The organism is Pseudomonas sp. F3-2 (genome assembly GCF_038804275.1).
In the GTDB taxonomy this organism is placed as follows: domain Bacteria; phylum Pseudomonadota; class Gammaproteobacteria; order Pseudomonadales; family Pseudomonadaceae; genus Aquipseudomonas.
Genome location: NZ_CP152388.1, coordinates 5,180,717 through 5,200,550, shown reverse-complemented (window position 1 = coordinate 5,200,550; position 19,834 = coordinate 5,180,717). Strand labels below are relative to the sequence as shown.

Below are 19,834 nucleotides of genomic sequence, written 5' to 3'. Positions count from 1 at the left end.
GCTTATGAAGTGAAGATGCCGCAGTGTAGCCAAGGCATTGTCGGGCGCACAGTGATCTGCATCGCTCAAGATTGCCGGAAATGAAAAAGAGGCCCCGCAGGGCCTCTTTTTGTCTGACGCTTTGCCAGGACTGGATCAGTCGAACAGGCCGAAGGTCATGTAGCTGAAGATCGAGCGGCTTTTCGGCGTGCCGTCGTCGTCATCGTTCTTCTTTTCTTCTTCGGCTGGCTGGTTCTCAGGCAGCAGATCGGCAGGAATCGCTTCCTTGGCGTCCTGGTACTGCTTGATCACGTCCTGGTTGGCGCGGGTTTCTCCCGGCGGCAGCGGCGGACGGCTCTCGATCAGGCCCAGTGTCGCTTTCGACAGCCACGAGCGGTTGTCCGGGTCTGGCGTGCGGGGTTCGAACTTGCCGTCGGCCAGTTGCGGATGATCCGGGTAGTTGGCTTTCAACACTTGCAGGCTGGTATCGGCCAGATCGTCCAGTTGCAGACGTTGATACGCCTCGACCATCACCGCCAGGCCGTCAGCGACCGATGGGGTTTCCTGGAAGTTTTCCACCACGTAACGGCCGCGGTTGGCGGCAGCGACATACGCCTGACGGGTCAGGTAGTAGTCAGCCACGTGGATTTCGTACGCCGCCAGCAGGTTGCGCAGGTAGATCATGCGCTGCTTGGCATCAGGGGCGTAGCGACTGTTCGGGTAGCGGCTGGTCAGTTGGGCGAACTCGTTATAAGAGTCGCGCGCGGCTCCCGGGTCACGCTTGGTCTGGTCCAGCGGCAGGAAGCGGGCGATGATGCCGACGTCCTGGTCGAACGATGTCAGGCCTTTCAGGTAATAGGCGTAGTCGACGTTCGGATGCTGAGGGTGCAGACGAATGAAGCGCTCGGCGGCGGATTTCGCGGCTTCAGGTTCGCCATTCTTGTAGTTGGCGTAGATCAGTTCCAGCTGTGCCTGATCGGCATAGCGACCAAACGGGTAGCGCGATTCCAGCGCCTTGAGCTTTTCAGTGGCGCTGTTGTAGCTGTTGTTGTCCAGATCGGCCTGCGCCTGCTGGTACAGCTCGACTTCGCTGAGGTTTTCGTCGATGACTTCTTTCTTCGAAGAACAGGCAGCGGTAAGTCCGAGGATGGCTATCAGCAGCAGGTGTTTCACTTGCATGGCGGCTTGCGTCCCTATAACGGCCTGCTGTCTTGCGCAGGACCGTCCTGTTATGATGGGCGCCCCGTGGAACCCCCGGGACAAAAGACGCCGTATTTAACCACAAGCGCACAGCCGAAACCAAAGGCCAGTGCCACCTCCTAGTTTGAGCATGTCTGAGATCATAGAACTCCGCGCAGAGGTGCCGTCCGAATTGGGCGGTCAACGCCTCGACCAAGTCGCCGCCCAATTATTCGCAGAGCACTCGCGCTCGCGCCTTTCCGCCTGGATCAAAGACGGCCGCCTGACAGTGGACGGTGGCGTTCTGCGCCCGCGTGACATCGTGCACGGCGGCGCTGTGCTGGTGCTGCAGGCCGAGCAAGAGGCGCAGGGCGAGTGGGTGGCTCAGGACATCGAACTGGACATCGTCTACGAAGACGACCAGATTCTGGTGATCAACAAACCGGCCGGCCTTGTCGTGCACCCGGCTGCCGGCCATGCCGACGGCACGTTGCTCAACGCATTGCTGCACCACGTGCCGGACATCATCAATGTCCCGCGTGCCGGCATCGTGCACCGTCTGGACAAGGACACGACCGGCCTGATGGTCGTGGCAAAAACCATCCAGGCGCAGACTCAACTGGTCGCGCAGCTGCAGAAGCGGACTGTCAGCCGCATCTATGAATGCATCGTCATCGGCGTGGTGACGGCCGGCGGCAAGATCAACGCACCGATCGGTCGTCACGGGCAGCAGCGTCAGCGCATGGCGGTGATGGAAGGCGGCAAGCCTGCCGTCAGCCACTACCGCGTTCTGGAACGTTTTCGCTCGCACACCCACGTGCGCGTCAAGCTGGAAACCGGCCGCACGCACCAGATTCGCGTGCACATGGCGCACATCAACTTCCCGCTGGTGGGCGATCCTGCCTACGGCGGCCGCTTCCGCATTCCACCAGCAGCGAGCGCCACGATGGTCGAGTCGCTCAAGCATTTCCCGCGTCAGGCCCTGCACGCGCGCTTCCTGGAGCTCGACCATCCGACGACCGGTCAGCGCATGAGCTGGGAATCGCCGCTGCCGGATGACTTCGTCTGGCTGCTGTCCCTGCTCAAGCAGGACCGTGAGGCATTCATCGGATGAGTGAGTTCGTGACGGACTGGCTGATACCTGACTGGCCTGCGCCTGCAGGCATCAAGGCCTGCGTCACGACGCGTGCGGGCGGTGTCAGCGCGGCGCCGTTCGACAGTTTCAATCTCGGCGATCACGTCGACGATGATCCACTTGCCGTCGCCCGGAACCGATCGACGCTGACCTCGCGGCTACAGGTCGAGCCCGCATGGCTGAAGCAGGTTCACGGCATTGACGTCGTCGAAGCGACGCCGGCTGAGGTCATGCAGGCTGACGCCAGCTGGAGCAGGACGCCTGGCATTGCCTGCACCATCATGACCGCCGATTGCCTGCCGGCCTTGTTCTGCAATCGTCAGGGCACGCAGGTCGCCGCTGCCCATGCCGGCTGGCGCGGGTTGGCGGCAGGTGTTCTGGAGGCGGCTGTCGACAGCTTCGATGATGCGCCTTCCGAGATTCTGGTATGGCTGGGTCCGGCGATCGGCCCGCAGGCTTTCGAAGTCGGCCCCGAAGTGCGCGAAGCCTTCATGGCCACTCACCCGCAAACTGCAAATGCGTTCGTGCCTGGTGCCAATCCGGGCAAATTCATGGCCGACATCTATCAGCTGGCCCGCGCGCGTCTGGCGGCCCACGGCGTAACGGCGGTGTATGGCGGCGGTCTTTCGACCTATAACGACGAACGCTTTTTCTCCTACCGCCGAGGTGCGCGCACCGGACGGTTTGCGTCGTTGGTGTGGATCGAGCAATAGTCTTTACGGCGATATCTGTAGGAGCGTGGCTTGTCCCGCGATCAACTGCGAAGCAGTCGCGTCCATGGTTATTGGCAATGGTAGATGTATCGTGAGCTCTGGACTTACGGCGACTTCGTCGCCGATCGCGGGGACAAGCCACGCTCCTACAATTTCCGTGTTTATTCCTCCTATCCCTCCCCGACAAGCTAACGTTGATCTGTGTCAAGCGTCCGCCGCTTGAATCCTGCGTAATCGGCCACATCTAAGGGCTATCTGGCAGGTTTTCTTCATTAAGGTGTGTTCATTGCTCCGGCCTGCCCATTTAGGAAGGTGACCAATGCGTATTGACCGTTTAACCAGCAAGTTACAGCTCGCTTTATCCGATTCTCAGTCTCTGGCGGTGGGCATGGACCATCCCGCCATCGAGCCTGCGCACCTCATGCAGGCCTTGCTCGATCAGCAGGGTGGTTCGATCAAACCCCTGCTGCTGCAAGTCGGCTTCGACATCAACAGCCTGCGCAAGGCGCTGAGCAAAGAGCTGGACCAGCTTCCCAAGATTCAAAACCCGACCGGCGACGTGAACATGTCGCAGGACCTCGCACGCCTGCTGAATCAGGCCGATCGTCTGGCTCAGCAAAAAGGTGATCAGTTCATTTCCAGCGAACTGGTCCTGCTCGCCGCAATGGACGAAAACAGCAAGCTGGGCAAGCTTCTGCTTGGCCAGGGCGTGAGCAAAAAGGCGCTGGAAAACGCCATCAGCAACCTGCGAGGCGGCGATGCGGTCAACGACCCGAACGCCGAAGAGTCGCGTCAGGCGCTGGACAAGTACACCGTCGACCTGACCAAGCGCGCCGAAGACGGCAAGCTCGACCCGGTCATCGGCCGTGACGATGAAATTCGTCGGACCATCCAGGTGTTGCAACGGCGAACCAAGAACAACCCGGTTCTGATTGGTGAGCCTGGCGTGGGTAAAACCGCGATTGCCGAAGGTCTGGCCCAGCGCATCATCAACGGCGAAGTGCCGGATGGCCTGCGCGGCAAGCGTCTGCTGTCTCTGGACATGGGTGCGCTCATTGCCGGGGCCAAGTTCCGCGGCGAGTTCGAGGAGCGCCTGAAAGCTGTGCTCAACGAGCTGTCCAAACAGGAAGGTCAGATCATTCTGTTCATCGACGAGCTGCACACGATGGTCGGCGCGGGCAAGGCCGAAGGCTCGATGGACGCGGGCAACATGCTCAAGCCCGCACTGGCGCGTGGCGAGTTGCACTGCGTTGGCGCCACCACGCTCAACGAATACCGCCAATATATAGAGAAGGACGCGGCGCTTGAGCGACGCTTCCAGAAAGTCCTGGTGGACGAGCCGAGCGAAGAAGACACCATCGCCATCCTGCGTGGCTTGAAAGAACGTTACGAGGTTCACCACAAAGTCGCGATCACTGACGGCGCAATCATCGCAGCCGCCAAGCTCAGTCATCGTTACATCACGGACCGTCAGTTGCCGGACAAGGCCATCGATCTGATCGACGAGGCCGCCAGCCGCATCCGCATGGAAATCGACTCCAAGCCGGAAGTGCTCGATCGCCTGGAGCGTCGCTTGATTCAGCTGAAGGTGGAGTCTCAGGCGCTCAAGAAAGAAGACGACGAAGCCGCGAAAAAACGCCTGGAAAAACTTCAGGAAGAAATCGAGCGTCTGGAACGCGAATACGCCGACCTGGAAGAAATATGGACGTCCGAGAAGGCTGAGGTCACCGGTTCCGCGCAGATTCAGCAAAAGATCGAGCAGTCCCGTCAGGAGCTGGAAGCGGCTCGCCGCAAGGGTGATCTCAACCGCATGGCCGAGTTGCAGTACGGCGTGATTCCGGATCTGGAGCGCAGCCTGCAAATGGTCGATCAGCACGGTAAGCCTGAAAATCAGCTGCTGCGCAGTAAAGTGACCGAGGAGGAGATCGCCGAGGTCGTGTCCAAATGGACCGGCATCCCGGTGTCGAAGATGCTCGAAGGCGAGCGCGACAAGCTGCTGAAGATGGAAAGCCTGCTGCACGAGCGTGTGATCGGTCAGAACGAGGCGGTGGTGGCGGTGGCCAACGCAGTGCGTCGTTCGCGAGCGGGGCTGTCTGACCCGAATCGTCCAAGCGGTTCGTTCATGTTCCTCGGTCCGACCGGTGTGGGTAAGACTGAGCTGTGCAAGGCGTTGGCCGAATTTCTGTTCGACACCGAAGAGGCCATGGTGCGGATCGACATGTCTGAGTTCATGGAGAAGCATTCCGTGGCTCGTCTGATCGGTGCGCCGCCAGGCTATGTCGGTTACGAGGAAGGCGGCTACCTGACCGAAGCGGTGCGTCGCAAGCCGTACTCGGTGATTCTGCTGGACGAGGTCGAGAAGGCGCATCCGGATGTCTTCAACATTCTGCTGCAGGTGCTCGAAGACGGGCGTCTGACCGACAGCCATGGTCGCACGGTGGACTTCCGCAATACGGTGATCGTCATGACCTCCAACCTGGGCTCGGCACGCATCCAGGAATTGGTCGGTGATCGCGAGGCGCAGCGCGCTGCGGTGATGGATGCGCTGGGCTCGCACTTCCGCCCGGAATTCATCAACCGGGTCGACGAAGTGGTGATTTTCGAACCGCTGGCTCGTGATCAGATTGCCGGTATCACTGAAATCCAGCTCGGTCGTCTGCGTCAGCGTCTGGCTGAGCGTGACCTGAAACTGGAGCTGACGCCTGAGGCAATGGACAAGCTGATCGCAGTCGGATACGACCCGGTCTATGGCGCACGGCCACTCAAGCGTGCGATCCAGCGCTGGATCGAGAACCCGCTGGCTCAGTTGATCCTGTCCGGTGGCTTCATGCCCGGCACCAGTATCAAGGGCTCGGTGGCAGACGACGAGATCGTGTTCGGCTGATCCGCTGCTTCTATATAGAAGCGCGAAAGGGGCTCCCATCAGGAGCCCCTTTTTTATGCGCGTCGAGTTTTGCTTGCGAAAGCAGGTTTTTCGCGGCTTGCGGGCCTTCTCGAAAAAAAGTCGCAAATCATTGTCTTAAAAGCAATTTAGAGGGTTGACAGGTGTTTCTGGGAATGTAGAATAGCGCGCCTCAGAGACGTGAACGCAGCGATGCAGACAGGTCGAAGAGGCTGAAAATGCAGTAGATTCAGGGTCGTAGGTGCAGGACTCGTCTTGCAAAGATGTACTGAATTTGTTGTGTCGAAGCGCGTCAAACGCTACATCTGAAATTGATAGATCGTTCCGTGATAGCTCAGTCGGTAGAGCAAATGACTGTTAATCATTGGGTCCCAGGTTCGAGTCCTGGTCACGGAGCCAATTTCAAGACGTAGTACCGTCGGGGTATAGCGCAGTCCGGTAGCGCGCCTGCTTTGGGAGCAGGATGTCAGGAGTTCGAATCCCCTTACCCCGACCATTATTTGGGTCGTTAGCTCAGTTGGTAGAGCAGTTGGCTTTTAACCAATTGGTCGTAGGTTCGAATCCTACACGACCCACCATTTTTGACCTGGCTTCATCGGGTTGAATCTTAGGGAGTGACGCCAGTTGCGTCACCCGCTTAAGGAACGCCTTACGAGGTGTTTCTCTGTTTCATCGGGGTATAGCGCAGTCCGGTAGCGCGCCTGCTTTGGGAGCAGGATGTCAGGAGTTCGAATCCCCTTACCCCGACCATTTTCGCCCCAGCAGTACCCGGGCAGAAAATCCGGCTCCGACGCCACTCGTGTCGAAGCCCACAAAAAGGCGTCCTTCGGGACGCCTTTTTCGTTTCCGCCACTCTTCTTGCCTTCCCTCATTCCTCCGGTGCTGCACGGTTTTCGCATGAGTCTTTATTCATTGCGACTGTACGGCTCTGGCAATCGGCCGTCATTCGCCCAGCGCCGCGGGGTTACAACGTCACTGCGCCTTGGGCGTATCGCCCCAATAGCGCTCGATCTGGTTCTTCAGATCGTCAGGAATCGGCGCGAAGTCCAGCGAGCGCGCAAGCTCCTGGCCGCTTTCCAGTGTCCAGCGAAAGAAATCCTGAACGGTCTTCTGACGATCTGCGTCTTTGGGTTGTCTGTACATCACGATAAAGGTCGCCGCGGTGATCGGATAAGCGTTGTCGCCCGGCGCATTGAGCAACGACAAGTCGAAGTCCTTGGCGGTTTTCCAGTCAGCCGTTGCAGCAGCGGCCTGGAATGTTTCAGCGCTGGGCACGACGAAATGTCCGGCAGCGTTTTGCAACAGGCCGAAGTTGAGCTTCTGCTGCTTGATGTAGGCGTACTCGACGTAGCCGATGGAATTGGGCATCTGCTTCACGTAGGACGCTACGCCTTCGCTCCCCTTACTGCCGATACCGACGGGCCATTTCACAGAAGTGCCTGCGCCAACCTTGCTTTGCCACTCAGGGCTCAGGCGAGACAGATAACTGACCCAGTTGTACGTAGTCCCTGAATCTTCCGAGCGGTAGACCACGTTGATTTTGGCGTCCGGCAGTTTGAGCTCGGGGTTCAGCGCCACCAGCGCAGGGTCGTTCCAGCGCGCGATTTTGCCCAGGTAGATGTCGGCCAGCACGCTGCCGGTGAATTTCATGCTGCCGGGCTTGATCGATGCCACGTTGATCACCGGCACGACGCCGCCGATCACCGACGGAAATTGCTGCAGGCCGAGTGTCTGCAAGTCGGCCGGGCTCATCGGTACGTCAGTTGCACCGAAGTCCACGGCGCCGTCCTTGATCTGCGCCACACCGGCACCGGAACCGATGCTCTGATAATTCACCCTGACGCCGGTCTTCTTGTTGTAATCGGTCGCCCATTTGTAGAGCACCGGATAAATGAATGTGGAGCCGGCGCCGGTCACCTCCTGCGCCGCGCCAGCGCTGCTCGGCAAAGACAGGTTGAGCGCAATGCCAAGGCCTGCGGCCAGCATCATTCGGGAAAATCGAAACATGGGTGACTTCCTGTAATCGGGCGACATCGGGGTGTGATGTCTTAATGGGATCACAGTAATCAGCACGTTTTTATGACAGAAAATGTCGGAAAGCAGGGGCGGTGAATTTAGATGTATGCATCTTCCCGGCTGAAGCAGGTCCTACAGACGCTGCGAGCTTTCGTAGGACCGGCTTCAGCCGGGAAGGCGTCGGGTGTGACGCCGTTGATCGATGGGGGCTTCAAAGCCCGTTGGCTGACTCCCACAGTTCGGGAGATCAGTACGTCCGCGAGGGCGCGGCGAGGTCCTGAGGTTCGCGGTAGCGTGCCAGGTTTTCCTTCGCCGCCTGACGCAGCAGGCTGATATCGATGCCCACGGCCACGAACTGGCAACCCCAGCCCATGTAGCGCCGGGCATCTTCCTCGGCAGGCGCAAGGATGCCGCAGATTTTGCCCGCCGCGAGGGTGGCATCCACCGCATGGCGAATGCTGGCCTGGACGTCGGGATGCGACGGATTGCCGATATGGCCCATGCCGGTCGACAGATCCGCCGGGCCGATGAACACGGCGTCGACGCCTTCAACCGCCGCGATCGCTTCCACGTTTTCGACGCCTTTGCGCGATTCCACCTGCACGATCAGGCACAGCTCCTCGTGGGCCGTGTTGAGGTAATCCGGCACGGCATCCCAGCGCGTGGCGCGGGTCAGGCCGCCGCCGACGCCGCGAATGCCGTGCGGTGGATAACGCATTGCCTGCACCAGCGCGCGGGCCTGCTCGGCGGATTCCACCATCGGCACCATCAACGTCTGCACGCCGACATCCAGCAATTGCTTGATCAGCACGGCATCGCCGGTCACGGCGCGCACGACGGGCGCGGTGCTGTAGGGCATTACCGCCTGCAATTGCGCAAGGATGCTCGGCACGGTGTTCGGCGCATGCTCGCCATCGATCAGCATCCAGTCATATCCCAGCCCGGCGACGATTTCAGTCGCATAGCCCGTGGCGAAACCGGCCCAGATTCCATACTGCGGCTCGCGTCTGGCCAAAGCGGCCTTGAACGCGTTGTGAGGCATTTTCATAACCATTTCCTGTCAGTGCGTGTACGGACGATGAAGCTGACATTCAGGGTTGAGCGTGACGCCAAACCCCGGCTGATCAAGCCTGGACAGTCGCATGCGCCCGTTTTCCGGTACCGGCTCGCCGAGCAGTTGTGGATGGAACATCGGCACGACTTCATCAGCCTTGGGCGCCATCATCAGAAACTCGGCGAACGGGCTGTTGGTGCGCGTTGCGACGAAATGATAGCTGTAGACTGAAGATCCGTGCGGCACGACCAGCGTGTTATGGGCATCGGCCAGCGCAGAAATCTTGATCAGTTCGGTGATGCCGCCGCACCAGCCGACGTCCGGCTGGATAATGTCGCAGCAGCCCATTTCCAGCAGCATGCGGAACCCCCAGCGCGTGGCTTCGTGCTCACCGGTGGTGACCAGCATGCCTTTGGGCACGTTCTTGCGCAGCTCGGCGTAACCCCAGTAATCGTCAGGCGAAAGCGCCTCCTCGATCCATTTCAGTCCGAACGCCTGCGCGCCGTGGGCCAGCCTTGTTGCGTAGTTGAGGTCCAGGCTCATCCAGCAATCGAGCATCAGCCAGAAATCCTTGCCCACGCGCTCGCGCATTACGGCGAGCGCCTCGAGGTTTTTGCGCAGGCCTTCTTCGCCTTCCGCCGGGCCGTGGTGCAGGGGCAGCTTTCCACCGATGAAACCCATTTTCTGGGCAAGGTCCGGGCGGGCGCCGGTGGCGTAGAACTGCAGCTCATCGCGCACTGCACCGCCCAGCAATTGATGAACCGGCTCCTGACGCACTTTGCCGAGCAGGTCCCACAACGCCAGGTCGACGCCGGAAATGGTATTGATCACCAGCCCTTTGCGGCCGTAGTACTGCGACGACAGGTACATCTGATCCCAGATTTTCTCGATGTCGGTGACCTTCGCGCCTTCGACAAAACGCGCCAGATGTTTCTCGACGATGTACGCCGCGGGTTCGCCGCCGGTGGTCACGGCGAAGCCGACGTTGCCTGCCGAATCTTCGATTTCCACCACCAGGGTGCCGAGCACATTGATCCCGAAACTGCGGCGGCTTTGACGGTATTCCGGGTATTTGCTCATTGGCGTGGCGATGTGGTCGTCGATCCAGTGGCCGTCGCCCTGGTCGTGATAATCGGCACCGCCGCCGCGCAGAACGAAAGCGCGGACGTGTTTGATGGTGGGCGTGCTCATGGAGGACTCCTGTGATCCGAGAGAATGGCGATCAGTGTTGAAAGGTCGGTAACGTGTGGGGTGTCCCGGTTCTGGGCGAGCGAATGCCCATCACCAGCGCCGCAGCGATCAGCGTGGTCACTGACAGCAGATAAAGCCCCGCCGTCGGCGTCTGAAAGGCGCCTTCGGCCCAGTTCTTGATGATTGGCGCGATGAATCCGCCCAGCGCGCCGAACGAATTGATCAGAGCGATGGCGCCTGCGGCGGCGCTGCCCGCCAGGAAACTTCCCGGGAAGGTCCAGAACACCGGTTGCACGGCGATGAACCCCGATGCAGCAAAGCACAGCGCCAGGATGCCCAGCAGCGGGTTGGCGAACGTCACCGACGCGGCGATGCCCAGACCTGACACCACCAGCGTCAGCGCCGCGACCGTCCGACGCTGGCCTGTGCGGTCGGCAATCGCAGGGACGCGCCAGGCGGCAATCAGCGCGCAGACCCACGGAATGGCACTGACGAGGCCGACCATGAGGCCGACTTTGCTGCCCATCAGGCCAGCGACCTGGCTGGGCAGATAAAACACCACGCCGTAAACGCTGGCCTGAATCAGCAGGTAAATCACGCACAGGTACAGCACCGCTGGTTGGCACATGGCCTTGAGCACGCTGCCGTGGCGCTGTTTTTCGCTGTCTTCGGCATCGAGCACGGCCTGCAATTGCTGACGCTCATCAGCGGTCAGCCACTTGGCATCGGCCGGGCGGTTGTCCAGATAGAAGTAGGCCCACACGCCGACGGCAGTCGCCATCAGCCCCTCGACTGCGAAGAGCCATTGCCAGCCATGGCTGCCCAGCACGCCATCGAGTTCAAGCAACAGGCCGGACAGCGGGCTGCCGAAGATGAACGCCAGCGGCGCGCCGAAGTAGAAAAAGCCCATGGCCCGGCCTCGCGCGGCATTGGGGAACCAATAGGTCAGGTAGAGGATGACGCCAGGGAAAAAGCCGGCCTCGGCCACGCCCAGCAGGAAGCGCAGCACATAAAACGTCGTTTCGGTGTGGGCAAAGACCATCGCCGCAGACACCAGGCCCCACGTCACCATGATCCGGCACATCCACAGCTTGGCGCCGATCCTGTGCATCATCAGGTTGCTGGGGACCTCGAGCAGCGCGTAACCGGCGAAGAACACGCCAGCGCCGAAGGCGAACGCCGCGTCGCTGATACCGGTATCAGCCTGGAAAGCCTGCTTGGCGAAGCCGACATTGGCGCGATCGAGAAACGCCATGATGTACATCAGCAACAGAAAGGGCAGAAGACGCCATGAGACCTTGGCCAGCAAGGACGCGGGGAGTGTGTTCACGACAGTTTCCTTTTTTGGAATTATTTGACTGCGTAAGCCGGCGTATCGCCGTTCCGGTCAGCCCGGAATGAGAAGGACTCTACTGCTGCGAAGCGATGCGTGACTAATCGTTTTTAGCTTAAGATCGATACCCTCAAGGTATCGGTCCACAGAGGTCAGTCGATGGCTGAAAACGTCTCCTCACAGCAGCTGTTCAGCCGTCTGCGCTACAAGCATCTGCAGATGCTGGTCGTGCTCGGGTCCAGCCTCAACCTGCACCGCGCCTCGTTGAACATGCACATGTCGCAGCCCGCCGCGACGCGCATGCTTCACGAAATCGAGGACATGTTCGGCTGCGAACTGTTCGAGCGCCTGCCGCGTGGCATGCGCCCGACGGCCTTGGGCATGGAGCTTCTGCGCTTTGCCGAATCCGCGCTCAGTGGGCTCGATCGTTGTGCCGCCGACATGCAGGCTCGGCTTCACGGTGGCTACGGTTATCTGGCGATCGGGACGATCATGGGCGCGGCGCCTGATCTGGTCATGAATGCCGTGGCCGAGATCAAGACGCTCAACCCTCAGTTGCGCATCCGCATCATGGGCGATACCAGCGATCAGGTGATTCAGTTGCTCGAGCAGGGCCGCATCGATCTGGCCATCGCGCGTCGCAATGCCTCCACCGACCGCGAGCACTACGCGTTCGAGCCCTTGGGCAACGAGCAGCTCATGGTCGTCGTGCACCAGGGCCATCCGCTTGCCAGGCGGCGCAAGCTCGACTGGGCCGAGTTGGTCAGCGACTGGCCCTGGATTCTGCAACCCGAGAGCAGCCCGGCGCGCATGGCGTTCGATCAGGCGCTGGAGAGGCTCGCACTGCCCGCGCCTGCCGACATCATCGAATGCAGTTCGGTGTATTCGATGCAGCAACTGGTTCAGCTCACCGATGCCATCATGGTGCTGTCCGAGTCGGCGCTGCGCGATTACCTGAAAATGGGGCTGGTCAAGGCGCTGCCCGTGAGGATCGAGGAGCGGATGGCGCCGTTCGGTCTGTTGACGCGCCGGGGCGAGGCGGCGAGTCGCGAGTTGATGCAATTCATCGAGTTGCTGCGGCACCGGGCCGCTGCGCAGCCGATCGCGTCGGATTAATGACTGATTTCTGTCCGTGGGTGCGCATTCAAGGTGTGGGGTATAGACTCCAGACAGTCTTTTCAGGATCGGCCGGTATATGAAAGCGCCAATTCCTCTGTATGAAAACGAGCGCCTCGAGGCGCTGCATCAACTGGAAATTCTCGACACCCCGGCCGAAGCGTCACTCGACCGGATCACCCGTCTGGTGGCACGTGTGCTTGATGTGCCGATCGCGCTGGTTTCGCTGGTCGATGAGGACCGGCAATGGTTCAAGTCCCGCACGGGGCTCGATGCGCCGGAAACGCCCAGAGAAATGGCCTTCTGCGCCCACGCCATCCTGCAGAGCACACCCCTTGTCGTCCCCGACGCCGCCGAAGATGAGCGCTTTCGCGACAACCTGTTAGTGACCGGCGCGCCCCATATCCGTTTTTACGCCGGCGTGCCCATTCGCACCAGCAGAGGCTTCGCTGTAGGCACCTTGTGTGCCATTGACGAGCGCCCGCGTGAACTGACTCAGGAGGAGCTGGACATCCTTCGCGATCTGGCCGACATCGTCAGTCGTGAAGTGCAGCTGAGGGAGAACCTGATGCTGGCGCGGTTGCAGAAAAGCCGCTCTGACGCTCTGTTCAAGGCCAGCGAAGCGGGCTATCGGTCGATGTTCGAGCTGGCTTCAGTGGGCATCGCGCTGGTGGCGCCGGACGGTGGCTGGATCAGCGTCAACACGGCGTTATGCGAAATCATCGGCTACACGCCGGAGGAGCTCAAACACCTGACCTTTCAGGACATCACCCACCCGGATGACCTGCACACGGACATGGAATTGCTCAATCAACTGGTCGGTAACGAGATCGACCGGTATCAGTTGGAAAAGCGTTATCTGCGCAAGGGCGGCGCGTCGGTGTGGGTCAGCCTGAGCGTGACCAAGAAGCTGTCCGAGAACGGCGATCTGGATTACTTCATCTCCATCATTCAGGACATTCAGGCGCGCAAGGAACTGGAACAAGAAGCGCGGCACGACGCGCTCACCGGTCTGCACAATCGACGCGCGCTGGATGCGTTACTGCCGATCGCGCAGGCGCGGGCGGACCGCTCCAGGTTGCAGCTGGCGCTGATGTTCATCGATCTGGATGGCTTCAAGGGCATCAACGACACCTACGGGCATGATGCGGGCGACCATCTGCTGCGTACCATTTCCGCTCGCCTGCAAACCTGCGTGCGAAGGACCGACAGCCTGGTGCGGCTGGCGGGTGACGAATTCATCGTGGTGCTGGAAGGCATTGTCCCGGGTGCCGACGAAGCGCGGGAAGTGGCGAAAAAGCTGCTGGCGGCGATTGCCGAGCCGATCATCATCAAAGGCGACGTCATCCGCAGTAACGCCAGCGTCGGGTTCTCCATGTACGAGCCAGGCTCGGGCAAAGCGCCGGACGAACTCATGCGCGAAGCCGATCGCTGGATGTACAAAGCCAAGCACTCGGGCAAAGGGCGGGTGATGCCGTAGTCGGCATGGAGCGGCATAAAACCTGTGGGGCGAGCTTGCTGGCGAAGGCTGATTTAAAACCTCTGCATCTGCGCCGGCTTCTTCCCGGCTGAAGCCGGTCCTACTGAAGCTGCGACCTCTTCGTAGGACCGGCTTTAGCCGGGAAGGCTTCGAGTGTGACGCCGCTGATGGAAGGGGCGTTAAAGCCAACGTTGAGAACCTGCCATATGCACGGCAGGCCATCGTCTTTAGTGCAGCTTCATCCTCGGTTCGGTTCCGCGACCGATCCGGCTGCCGAGCATCAGCATCAGCGTGCGAAACGTGCCGTACAGCGCCATTTGGTGCATGCGGTACAGCGAGACGTAAAACATCCGCGCCAGCCAGCCTTCGAGCATGACACTGCCGGTCAGGTTGCCCATCAGATTGCCGACCGCCGAGAACTTCGACAGCGAAATCAGCGAGCCGTAATCCTTGTATTTGTATTCCGGCAGGTCGCCGCCTTCGATCCGCAGCTTGAGCGATTTGACCAGCAGCGAGGCTTGCTGGTGCGCCGCTTGTGCGCGTGGCGGGACGTTGCGGTCGGTGCCTTTTTGCGGACAGGCCGCGCAGTCGCCGAACGCGAAAATGTTGTCGTCACGGGTGGTCTGCAGGGTCGGGCGCACTTGCAGCTGATTGATGCGGTTGGTCTCCAGCCCGGCAATGCCTTCCAGAAACGCCGGTGCGCGAATGCCTGCTGCCCAGACCTTCAGGGTCGCCGGAATCACCTGGCCGGTCGCCGTCACCAGACTGTCGGCAGTCACTTCACTGACCGCCGAGTTGGTCAGCACGGTCACGCCGAGCTTTTCCAGCGTCTTGTGCACCGGCCCGCCGATCCGTTCAGGCAAGGCCGGCAACACCCGAGGACCGGCCTCGATGACCGTGATCCGCAGGTTTTCCGGTTTGATCTGGCCCAGGCCATAGGCCGCCAGTTCGTGGGCGGCATTGTGCAGTTCTGCCGCGAGCTCGACGCCCGTCGCACCGGCGCCGACGATCGCCACGTTGATTTCTTCGGTGGCCGCCAGCTCGCTGGCATGCGCACGCAGGTAACGATTGAGCAACTGCTGATGGAAGCGTTCGGCCTGTTTGCGCGTGTCGAGGAACAGGCAGTGCTCCGCCGCGCCCTTGGTACCGAAATCATTGGTGGTGCTGCCGACGGAAATCACCAGCGAGTCGTAACTCAGGCTGCGCGCCGGGACCAGCTCCTGACCGTTTTCATCCTGCGTTGCCGCCAGGTGAATCTGCTTGTTTTCGCGGTCCAGCCCGGTCATGCGACCAAGTTGAAACTGGAAGTGATTCCACTTGGCTTGCGCGACATAGTTCAGCTCATCCTCGTAGGAGTTGAGCGAGCCTGCGGCGACCTCGTGCAGCAAGGGTTTCCAGATGTGCGTCAGATTGGCGTCTACCAGCGTGACGCTGGCGGTGCCTTTCTTGCCCAGCGTTTTACCCAGGCGGGTAGCCAGCTCCAGACCACCAGCGCCTCCGCCGACGATCACGATACGATGAGTCATGGGGATATCTCATAAGGCTTAAGGAATTCTCTTCAGGCTCTATCCGAGCGAGCGCCAGGCAGCTCATAGCGTCAGATAGCTCAGTAAACGGCTCAACAGGCCCAGTCCGATCACCACGACCAGCACCACCACAAGGAGCAGCCAGGGCCTGAATGGCCGGCGCTCGACTTGGTGCTGAGGTGCTCGAAGGTACTCTTCGACACGCTTTTGGTCGTCAGGGTTCAGGCGGCTGGTCATTCGAGCCTCGGCATGAACATTGATCGGCGTCATCAACCGATGGCCACCGATGCATTAGATTCGTTGTCGTCGTCCAGCGGTTCGATACGCAGGACATCGTCCAGACGGATAATGCCGCTTTGTAACACTCGCGCGGTAATTCCGCCATGTCCGCGTACCGCCTGAAAGGTCCCGTGGCCCAGGCGTTGCTCCAGTCTGGCGCACGGCTGGCACCAGCCGGTGGTCTCGAACACCGCCTGGCCTATGCGGAAGCGACGGTTTTTCAGGCTGAACAGGTTGATGCCGCTGACTGCGATGTTACGTCGCAGGTCCCGAGGCAGGACGGGATTGTCTTCCCCGCGCCCCATCAGAGCACTGACCACCGCCAGATGCTCCCATTGAATCAGCGTCACCTGGCGGGCATTGCGCGGACCGGGACGGGCATGATCGCCCGTCAGGCCGGCCTCGCGGCGCGCCTCGACCGCCTCCAGTTCGATCATCTCTTCTCGCGACTGCGGACGTACGCCTATCCAGCGCACGCGACCGCGCTGCGGCACGTCGGCGATCAGGGCTTGCAACGGACTCATAGGCTGATTCCCACGTCGAACACCACGCTGCGGCCCAGATTGGTCCGCAGAAAATCCGGGGCGTCCGGATGGGCGAACAATACCCGCGCAAAGGTCGGCCCTACCAGCGAAAGCGAGCGCCAGCCCTGGCGCAGGTACTCGGTGGGCGGCGGGAAGTGGCTGTTCAGGTCCAGCACTTCGCGTTTGAGGCTGGCGAACGCGATGATGTCCAGTTCGCTGAGATCCAGGCCGCGCTCCTTGTAGTTATGGGCTTTCTTGCGCAACGTCGGCGCCAGGCGTCTGAGCAGTTCAGCGGCCGGGATGCGCTTGGGTTTGGCTTCGCGGCGCACCAACTGACTGAGGGAAAACGCGCTGCGCCGACGCTGTAACTCTTCGCGCCACTCATCGTTGAGCCGACGGCCTTCATCGAGCACGAAGAACACCTCGAAACACGCATCGCGAAAGAGTACGTCCGGCGGCTCTTGCCCGGCGGGCAGAAAATCGTCGGTGCGGTGAGGAATGTTCAAGCCTTGCAGCAACCGTTGGCACACCCAACGCTCGCGTTCCCACTTGCGCGCATTGGACAGAAACGCATTGGCTTGCTCGGCCTGGATCGTCAACAGACGCAGGTAGTCGGAGTCATCCATGACGGCAAGCTTAGCGCTCTGGCGTGAAGATGAAACGCCGACAGGGACATAAAGTTGATCCAGAGGAACGCCCCAGTGCGCGACGGCGGCCTATAAATCCCGTTGCTTGCGAAATTGCCCAGGCGGCATGCCGTGGGCGTGACGGAAGCGTCGTGAAAAGTACGCCTCATCGGCAAAGCCGCACAGCCGCGCGACTTCTCCGACCGGTTTGCTGCCGTTGAGCAGCAGCGTGCGCGCCAGGTGCATGCGCCGTTCGAGCACCAGCTCGCTGAAGGTTTTACCGACTTCCTTGCGCAGCCAGTGGGTCAGGTAATTGGGTGACAGGAAGGCCGCGGACGCCGCCTTTTTCAGGCTCAGGTCGGGGTCGCTGAGGTTCTTGCGCACGTACTCCGACATCCTCGCCAGCGCATCGCGGCGGCTGCGTTCGGCGGCGTTATCATCGGCCAGCAGCTTGATCGGTTCGGCGTACAGCTGGCAGATGGTGCCGATCAATTGCAGCAGATAGCCCTTGAGAATCTCGCGCGTGCCGAACTGACGATCCTTGTCCAGATCGCGCATGCGGTCGAGCAAACGCTGGACCTCGGCAAAGTCTTCGGCACCGAGCGTGAAATCCAGATGCTCCTGGAACCGGAACGGCGACAGCTCGGGTGCCAGCGCGATGGCGACGTCTTCAAGGTCCAGCGGATCGCACTGCAACTGCGGCAGCAGGAAGGTCTGGGCGAAGTTGATCAGCAGGAAATTGCCTTCCGGCGGATGCGGGATCAGATGCAATTTGTGCGGCAGGATGAACGCCAGCGTGTTGCGCGGGAAGGGCCGCACGACGCCGCCGATGTGCTGCACGGTGTCACCGCCGAGATTGATCTGGATCTGAAAATATTCGTGACGATGGGGCGCGGTTTCAGGCTTGCCCTCGGTTTTGCCACGGATGTAGAAGTCTGGCCGCTCACTGCGTTGCTGCATTCCATAAGTGGGTACGCGGTTGGCAGATTCCATGATGCGGTTCCTCACTGCGGTGTTTCTTATTGTCGGTTGTCATATGACCTGATTCAAAACTTTTCCGCTGTCGCTCGCCAGTCTTTTTGTCCAAAAACTTTGCGGAAGGTTCGAAATGAAAGAGCCGCTCTACTACGCCCATTTCCACACAAAAAAGTCAGACAAGGAGGGTTGCCGACGCTCGGGAATTTCTTGGACAAATAATTACGGGCCTGTTCCGAAATCCCGAAACGTTCTAAGCAGCGGGTTGTTTAAAACCGGTCGTACGATAACTTAGGGCTGCGCTTCATCACTCGATTCCAATAAAAACAACGAGGAATTCACATGTCGAGCAATCCCGATATTCGGGCTATCGATGCCGTCTCCGCCGCACCCATGGCGGCAGCACCGGCCCGCCCAACCTCCCATCGTCGCTGGTTCATGCTCTCACTGTTGCTGATCGCCACGATCATCAATTACGTGGACCGGGTGAACATCTCCATCGCCGCGCCGTTCATGGCCAAAGACCTGGGGCTGGATAAGGTCCAGATGGGCCTGATCTTCTCCGCGTTCGCCTGGACGTACGCCTTCGCGCTGGTGCCTGCCGGTTTCATCGCCGACCGTTTCGGTTCTCGCCTGACCTATGGCGCCTCGCTGATTTCCTGGTCGGCCGTGACTGTCTGCCAGGGGCTGGCGGGTGGCTTCGCTTCGTTGTTCGGGCTGCGTCTGGCCATCGGCGCCATGGAAGCGCCGGCATTTCCCGCCAACAGCCGCGCGGTCACGGTCTGGTTTCCGGCAAGAGAGCGCGGCATGGCGAGCAGCATTTACGTCTGCGGTCAGTACCTGGGCACCGCGCTGTTCACCGGCTTGCTGTTGTGGCTGGCAACGACCTACGACTGGCGCCATGTGTTCTACAGCACCGGCATCGTCGGCATTCTGTTTGGCGTCGCCTGGCTGTACCTGTACCGCGATCCGTTGAACTGCAAGAAGGTCAGCAAGCAGGAGCTGCAGTACATCGAGGACGGTGGTGGCCTGGTGAAAAGCAGCCAGGAAAAGAACAAGTTCAAGTGGGCGCAAATTGCCGAGCTGTTGAAGTACCGCCAGGTGTGGGCGATCTGTCTGGGCAAGTTCGCCAGCACGTCGGCGCTGTACTTCTTCCTGACCTGGTTCCCGACTTACCTGATCGAAGAGCGCCACCTGACGATGGTCAAAGTGGGCATCTTCGCGGTGTTGCCGTTCATTGGCGCGACCGTGGGCGTCTTGCTGGCGGGCATCGTGTCGGACTGGATGATTCGGCGCGGTACGTCGCTGTCTTTCGCCCGCAAGTTGCCGCTGGTTGTCGGCTCTGCGCTGGGCATGTCGATCATGCTGGTCAACTTCACCGATTCCAACGAAGTCTGCATCGCGTTGTTGACCATTGCCTTCTTCGCCCAGGGCATCGCGTCGGCCTCATGGGCCGCAGTGTCGGAAATCGCGCCCAAGGAGCTGATTGGCCTGACCGGCGGCATCACCAGCCTGGCGGCCAACATTGGCGGCATTGTCACGCCCATCGTGATCGGACAGATTCTTCATGTGACCGGCAGTTTTGCCTGGGCCTTCTGGTTCATCGGGGGTGTGGCGTGCATCGGAACCCTGTCGTATTCGCTGCTGTTGGGCCGTATCTACCGGATCGAGCTCAAGGCGAAGTAAGCGCAAGCATGTGTGTGTGACCTTCTGCCGGACTAGGCAAAGGCGTACGCGAGTACGCCTTTTTTATGGACGACAGGATTGAGTTTTTTAGTCCAGCGCGAACACGGTTTTGTCCAACTT

The 19,834-nt window shown here is 60.4% G+C and carries 16 protein-coding genes and 4 tRNA genes; 10 read left to right on the top strand and 10 right to left on the bottom strand.

All coding sequences use genetic code 11. The annotated features are described in order from the left end of the window. Nucleotides 1–135: 135 nt before the first annotated feature. A complete protein-coding gene (locus AAGQ88_RS23290; RefSeq protein WP_093464669.1) occupies nt 136–1,158 on the bottom strand; it encodes an outer membrane protein assembly factor BamD in 1,023 nt (340 codons plus the stop codon). Nucleotides 1,159–1,309: 151 nt separating this feature from the next. Between AAGQ88_RS23290 and rluD the strand changes: the two genes are divergently transcribed. From rluD to AAGQ88_RS23255, 7 genes are all read left to right on the top strand, one after another. Beyond that, nucleotides 1,310–2,272 carry a 23S rRNA pseudouridine(1911/1915/1917) synthase RluD gene (gene rluD / locus AAGQ88_RS23285; protein WP_093464666.1) on the top strand — a complete coding sequence of 321 codons (963 nt, stop codon included), beginning with the start codon at nt 1,310–1,312 and terminating at the stop codon, nt 2,270–2,272. 8 nt (nt 2,273–2,280) lie between these two features. After that, nucleotides 2,281–3,006 (top strand): peptidoglycan editing factor PgeF, encoded by a 726-nt coding sequence (gene pgeF, locus AAGQ88_RS23280; protein ID WP_342655874.1) that lies wholly within the window; start codon nt 2,281–2,283, stop codon nt 3,004–3,006. A 319-nt stretch (nt 3,007–3,325) separates the two neighbouring features. Beyond that, nucleotides 3,326–5,890: an ATP-dependent chaperone ClpB gene (gene clpB / locus AAGQ88_RS23275; protein WP_093464663.1), complete on the top strand. Its 2,565-nt coding sequence runs from the start codon at nt 3,326–3,328 to the stop codon at nt 5,888–5,890. A 341-nt stretch (nt 5,891–6,231) separates the two neighbouring features. Continuing rightward, a tRNA-Asn gene (locus AAGQ88_RS23270) sits at nt 6,232–6,307 on the top strand. Nucleotides 6,308–6,327: 20 nt separating this feature from the next. Further along, nucleotides 6,328–6,404 (top strand) — tRNA-Pro (locus AAGQ88_RS23265). Nucleotides 6,405–6,410: 6 nt separating this feature from the next. After that, nucleotides 6,411–6,486, top strand: a tRNA-Lys gene (locus tag AAGQ88_RS23260). A gap of 95 nt (nt 6,487–6,581) precedes the next feature. Further along, nucleotides 6,582–6,658, top strand: a tRNA-Pro gene (locus AAGQ88_RS23255). Nucleotides 6,659–6,880: 222 nt separating this feature from the next. Here the strand turns inward: AAGQ88_RS23255 and pstS are convergent. The 4 genes from pstS to AAGQ88_RS23235 form a co-directional block, all read right to left on the bottom strand. Then, complete coding sequence (pstS, locus tag AAGQ88_RS23250) at nt 6,881–7,915, bottom strand: phosphate ABC transporter substrate-binding protein PstS (protein ID WP_342653704.1); 1,035 nt, start codon at nt 7,913–7,915, stop codon at nt 6,881–6,883. 256 nt (nt 7,916–8,171) lie between these two features. Next, nucleotides 8,172–8,972, bottom strand: coding sequence for an HpcH/HpaI aldolase/citrate lyase family protein (locus AAGQ88_RS23245; RefSeq protein ID WP_342653703.1), 801 nt, complete (start codon nt 8,970–8,972; stop codon nt 8,172–8,174). A gap of 12 nt (nt 8,973–8,984) precedes the next feature. Then, nucleotides 8,985–10,169 (bottom strand): L-rhamnonate dehydratase, encoded by a 1,185-nt coding sequence (gene rhmD / locus AAGQ88_RS23240; protein ID WP_093464655.1) that lies wholly within the window; start codon nt 10,167–10,169, stop codon nt 8,985–8,987. Nucleotides 10,170–10,200: 31 nt separating this feature from the next. After that, on the bottom strand, nt 10,201–11,499 hold the full coding sequence (locus AAGQ88_RS23235; protein WP_342653702.1) for an MFS transporter: 1,299 nt from the start codon (nt 11,497–11,499) through the stop codon (nt 10,201–10,203). A 162-nt stretch (nt 11,500–11,661) separates the two neighbouring features. Between AAGQ88_RS23235 and AAGQ88_RS23230 the strand changes: the two genes are divergently transcribed. Further along, nucleotides 11,662–12,618 (top strand): LysR family transcriptional regulator, encoded by a 957-nt coding sequence (locus AAGQ88_RS23230; protein ID WP_342653701.1) that lies wholly within the window; start codon nt 11,662–11,664, stop codon nt 12,616–12,618. Between the two features lie 79 nt (nt 12,619–12,697). Further along, a complete protein-coding gene (locus tag AAGQ88_RS23225) occupies nt 12,698–14,098 on the top strand; it encodes a diguanylate cyclase (protein WP_342653700.1) in 1,401 nt (466 codons plus the stop codon). Nucleotides 14,099–14,325: 227 nt separating this feature from the next. Here AAGQ88_RS23225 and AAGQ88_RS23220 read toward each other — a convergent pair whose 3' ends face one another. The 5 genes from AAGQ88_RS23220 to AAGQ88_RS23200 all read right to left on the bottom strand — a co-directional run bounded on the left by AAGQ88_RS23220 (nt 14,326) and on the right by AAGQ88_RS23200 (nt 18,046). Then, entirely contained in the window at nt 14,326–15,624 is a 1,299-nt protein-coding gene (locus AAGQ88_RS23220) for an NAD(P)/FAD-dependent oxidoreductase (RefSeq protein ID WP_285426248.1), read from the bottom strand. Between the two features lie 63 nt (nt 15,625–15,687). Continuing rightward, the gene (locus AAGQ88_RS23215; protein WP_342655873.1) at nt 15,688–15,861 is read right to left on the bottom strand and encodes a DUF3094 family protein; all 174 of its coding nucleotides are present in this window, start codon (nt 15,859–15,861) and stop codon (nt 15,688–15,690) included. A gap of 32 nt (nt 15,862–15,893) precedes the next feature. Beyond that, nucleotides 15,894–16,427: an MOSC domain-containing protein gene (locus tag AAGQ88_RS23210; RefSeq protein ID WP_342653699.1), complete on the bottom strand. Its 534-nt coding sequence runs from the start codon at nt 16,425–16,427 to the stop codon at nt 15,894–15,896. Continuing rightward, the gene (locus AAGQ88_RS23205; RefSeq protein WP_120127636.1) at nt 16,424–17,053 is read right to left on the bottom strand and encodes a DUF1780 domain-containing protein; all 630 of its coding nucleotides are present in this window, start codon (nt 17,051–17,053) and stop codon (nt 16,424–16,426) included. Before AAGQ88_RS23205 ends, AAGQ88_RS23210 begins: the two co-directional genes overlap by 4 nt. Before the next feature lie 90 nt (nt 17,054–17,143). After that, nucleotides 17,144–18,046 (bottom strand): AraC family transcriptional regulator, encoded by a 903-nt coding sequence (locus AAGQ88_RS23200; protein ID WP_093464638.1) that lies wholly within the window; start codon nt 18,044–18,046, stop codon nt 17,144–17,146. A gap of 324 nt (nt 18,047–18,370) precedes the next feature. Here AAGQ88_RS23200 and AAGQ88_RS23195 point away from each other — a divergent pair, with 324 nt between their 5' ends. After that, nucleotides 18,371–19,714, top strand: a complete 1,344-nt coding sequence (locus AAGQ88_RS23195; RefSeq protein ID WP_285426250.1) for an MFS transporter — start codon at nt 18,371–18,373, stop codon at nt 19,712–19,714. The last annotated feature ends 120 nt before the right edge of the window (nt 19,715–19,834 follow it).

What these genes read in the sequence shown, in the direction of transcription:
- AAGQ88_RS23290 (WP_093464669.1), bottom strand. Translation starts at nt 1,158, where the DNA reads ATGCAAGTGAAACACCTGCTGCTGATAGCCATCCTCGGACTTACCGCT.
- rluD (WP_093464666.1), top strand. Translation starts at nt 1,310, where the DNA reads ATGTCTGAGATCATAGAACTCCGCGCAGAGGTGCCGTCCGAATTGGGC.
- clpB (WP_093464663.1), top strand. Translation starts at nt 3,326, where the DNA reads ATGCGTATTGACCGTTTAACCAGCAAGTTACAGCTCGCTTTATCCGAT.
- pstS (WP_342653704.1), bottom strand. Translation starts at nt 7,915, where the DNA reads ATGTTTCGATTTTCCCGAATGATGCTGGCCGCAGGCCTTGGCATTGCG.
- AAGQ88_RS23245 (WP_342653703.1), bottom strand. Translation starts at nt 8,972, where the DNA reads ATGAAAATGCCTCACAACGCGTTCAAGGCCGCTTTGGCCAGACGCGAG.
- rhmD (WP_093464655.1), bottom strand. Translation starts at nt 10,169, where the DNA reads ATGAGCACGCCCACCATCAAACACGTCCGCGCTTTCGTTCTGCGCGGC.
- AAGQ88_RS23230 (WP_342653701.1), top strand. Translation starts at nt 11,662, where the DNA reads ATGGCTGAAAACGTCTCCTCACAGCAGCTGTTCAGCCGTCTGCGCTAC.
- AAGQ88_RS23225 (WP_342653700.1), top strand. Translation starts at nt 12,698, where the DNA reads ATGAAAGCGCCAATTCCTCTGTATGAAAACGAGCGCCTCGAGGCGCTG.
- AAGQ88_RS23220 (WP_285426248.1), bottom strand. Translation starts at nt 15,624, where the DNA reads ATGACTCATCGTATCGTGATCGTCGGCGGAGGCGCTGGTGGTCTGGAG.
- AAGQ88_RS23215 (WP_342655873.1), bottom strand. Translation starts at nt 15,861, where the DNA reads ATGACCAGCCGCCTGAACCCTGACGACCAAAAGCGTGTCGAAGAGTAC.
- AAGQ88_RS23210 (WP_342653699.1), bottom strand. Translation starts at nt 16,427, where the DNA reads ATGAGTCCGTTGCAAGCCCTGATCGCCGACGTGCCGCAGCGCGGTCGC.
- AAGQ88_RS23205 (WP_120127636.1), bottom strand. Translation starts at nt 17,053, where the DNA reads ATGGATGACTCCGACTACCTGCGTCTGTTGACGATCCAGGCCGAGCAA.
- AAGQ88_RS23200 (WP_093464638.1), bottom strand. Translation starts at nt 18,046, where the DNA reads ATGGAATCTGCCAACCGCGTACCCACTTATGGAATGCAGCAACGCAGT.
- AAGQ88_RS23195 (WP_285426250.1), top strand. Translation starts at nt 18,371, where the DNA reads ATGTCGAGCAATCCCGATATTCGGGCTATCGATGCCGTCTCCGCCGCA.